This is a genomic window from Phenylobacterium sp., from assembly GCF_031425575.1.
Lineage (GTDB): Bacteria > Pseudomonadota > Alphaproteobacteria > Caulobacterales > Caulobacteraceae > Phenylobacterium.
On sequence record NZ_JANPJP010000179.1, the window covers coordinates 1 to 2,763 of the forward strand.

General features: G+C 69.6%; 2 protein-coding genes. One reads left to right on the forward strand and one right to left on the reverse strand.

What is annotated here, in order from left to right; translation table 11 throughout:
• Nucleotides 1-149: 149 nt before the first annotated feature.
• Nucleotides 150-431, reverse strand: coding sequence for a hypothetical protein (locus tag RMO97_RS10115; protein ID WP_310540793.1), 282 nt, complete (start codon nucleotides 429-431; stop codon nucleotides 150-152).
• Between the two features lie 261 nt (nucleotides 432-692).
• Between RMO97_RS10115 and RMO97_RS10120 the strand changes: the two genes are divergently transcribed.
• Nucleotides 693-2,666: a DEAD/DEAH box helicase gene (locus tag RMO97_RS10120; RefSeq protein ID WP_310540794.1), complete on the forward strand. Its 1,974-nt coding sequence runs from the start codon at nucleotides 693-695 to the stop codon at nucleotides 2,664-2,666.
• Nucleotides 2,667-2,763: the final 97 nt, after the last annotated feature.

Below are 2,763 nucleotides of genomic sequence, written 5' to 3' on the forward strand. Positions count from 1 at the left end.
GATAGGCGGTGGAGGGGGCGAGCCTCAAGCTCGGCGCCCGGTCGCGCCCCCTCCATCCCGCGTGCCGCGCGGTCCCCCTCCCCCGTGAACGGGGGAGGAAAGGGTAGGTGGACATCTTTTGGAAAGGGGGCCGCTGCGCGGCGCCCGAACTAGATCTTCAGCTCGAAGTATCCGGTGGCGCTGCCGGGCGTGTAGCCGACCATGGTGATGCGGTATTCCTTGCCGTCGGCGAGGCGAAGGTGGCCGTCGCAGGCCTTGAAGGCGTTGTCGGCGATCTGCTCGGTGGTCATGAAGGAGCCGCGCAGCGCCGCGCCGCCTTGGCGCAGGCCGGCCAGGCTGCCGATGATCTCATAGGCCACCTCACCCTTGAATCCCTTATAGGACAGCTGGCCTTCCCCCGTGGTGGTGGGCGGGGTCCGACCGTTCTTCATCGTGTATGCCATGGTGCCGTAACGGTTGGCGGGGCTTTTCGATCCCCCGATGGCTGTTGGACGGAACGCGTTCCAGGACGGGTCATCGTATCTTGGAGCGGAACTTTCGCACGCGGACCGGTCTTCACGTCCCCGCCGAGCGCGTGTGTATTCAGCGGGATTTCTTGACTTGAGGCTTGTATAAGCCGCCGCGAGGCTGCATTAGCCGCGCCCCCTCGGCGTCTTCCCACGCCGCGGCTGACCGATCGGACGTTCGACACTATGCCCTTCCCCCCGACCCATCCGGCCCTGGAGCGCGCTCTGGCGGCCCAAGGCTACGCCGAGCCCACCCCTGTGCAGGACGCGGTCCTGGCGGAGGAGGCGGCAGGACGCGACCTGCTGGTCTCGGCCCAGACGGGGTCTGGCAAGACGGTGGCCTTCGGCCTGGCGGCGGGACCGACCCTCTTGGAGGGGGCCGAAACGTTCGGGCCGGCTGGATCGCCGCTCGCCCTGGTCATCGCACCGACCCGTGAGCTGGCCATGCAGGTCAGCGTCGAACTGACCTGGCTCTATTCTCAGACCGGGGCGCGCGTCGAGACCTGCGTCGGCGGCATGGACCCGCGCCGCGAACAGCGGGCCCTGGCGGGCGGCGTCCACATCGTGGTGGGCACGCCGGGCCGCCTGAAGGACCATCTGGAGCGCGGCAATCTCGACCTGTCGGCCCTGCGGGTCGTGGTGCTGGACGAGGCCGACGAGATGCTCGACATGGGCTTCCGCGAGGACCTGGAGGAGATCCTGGACTCCGCGCCGGCCGGCCGCCGCACCCTCCTGTTCTCGGCCACCATCGCCCGCGAGATCGCGATGCTGGCCAAGCGCTATCAGACCGACGCGCTGCGGATCGACACCGTCAACCGGCACGAGCCGCATGGCGACATCGAGTACCGCGCCATCCGCGTGGCCCCCAACGAGGTCGAGAACGGCGTGGTCAACGTGCTGCGCTTCTTCGAGAGCCCTTCGGCCCTGGTCTTCTGCAACACCCGCGACGGCGTGCGCCACATGCATGCGGCCCTGCGCGAGCGCGGCTTCGCGGTGGTGGGCCTGTCGGGGGAACTGGGTCAGCGGGAGCGGTCCGACGCCCTGCAGGCTCTGCGCGACGGCCAGGCAAGGGTCTGCGTCGCCACCGACGTGGCCGCCCGCGGCCTGGTCCTGCCGGACCTCGGCCTGGTGATCCATGCCGACCTGCCGGTGAACAAGGCGGGCCTGCTGCACCGCTCGGGCCGCACCGGCCGGGCGGGCAAGAAGGGCGTCTCGGTCCTGCTGGTCTCCTACACGCGGCGCCGCAAGGCCGAGCAGTTGCTGGCCTCGGCCAATATCGAGGCCACCTGGCAGGGGCCGCCGACCCCGGAGATGATCCGCGAGCGCGACCAGACCCGGCTGCTGGAGGACCCGATCCTCACCGAGCCCCTGCTCGAGGAAGACATGGCGCTGGCCAAGCTGGTGCTGGCCACCCGCACGCCGGAAGAGGTGGCCGCGGCCCTGATCCGGCTGCACCGCGCGCGCCTGCCGGCCGCCGAGGACCTGCATATCGATCCCCGCGACAACCAGGGCCCGTCCTCCGGGCCCATGCCGCGGGCCGACCGCTGGAGCCCCGAGCGCGAAGGCCCGGTGGGCCGTCCCGAGCGTCTGGACCCCAGCGAGGTCACCTGGTTCCGCATCAATGTGGGCCGCGCCAAGAACGCCGACCCCAAGTGGCTGATCCCGATGATCTGCCGCCTGGGGCATGTGACCAAGCCGGAGATCGGCTCCATCAAGATCTTTGACCAGGACACCAAGTTCGAGATCGCCAAGCACGCCGAGGCCAAGTTCGCCGCGGCGGTCAAGGCGACCATGAACGACGAGATCAAGATCGAGCCCACCGTGGCTCCGGCCTCGGGTCAGAAGACCGCCCCGCCGCGCGACGCGCCGGGCGGCGAGCGTCCGGCCCGGTCGTTCAAGACCGGCCCGCGCCCCGAGTACAAGGGCAAGGGCGACGGCGCGCCCAAGGGCGAGGGCTACAAGGGCAAGACCGAGTGGAAGGGCCCGCCCAAGGAGGGCGGCGGCTACAAGGGCAAGCCCGAGAACTTCAAGCCCAAGGGCCCGCCCAAGGAGGGTGGCGGGTACAAGGGCAAGGCCGAGACCTTCAAGGGTCCGCCCAAGGACGGGGCCTTCAAGAAGCCCTTCAAGAAGAACAAATCAAACGCCGGGCCGAAGGGGTGACGTTCAAGCCTTCCCCCTCGATGGGGGAAGGTTGGATGGGGGTGTGACCGCTGAGCCGCGGTTCGTGGCGCTCGTCGGCGCCTGAGGGCGAACTTCG

Excerpts from the sequence above, each read along its gene's own strand:
- RMO97_RS10115 (WP_310540793.1), bottom strand. The coding sequence starts at position 431 with ATGAAGAACGGTCGGACCCCGCCCACCACCACGGGGGAAGGCCAGCTG.
- RMO97_RS10120 (WP_310540794.1), top strand. The coding sequence starts at position 693 with ATGCCCTTCCCCCCGACCCATCCGGCCCTGGAGCGCGCTCTGGCGGCC.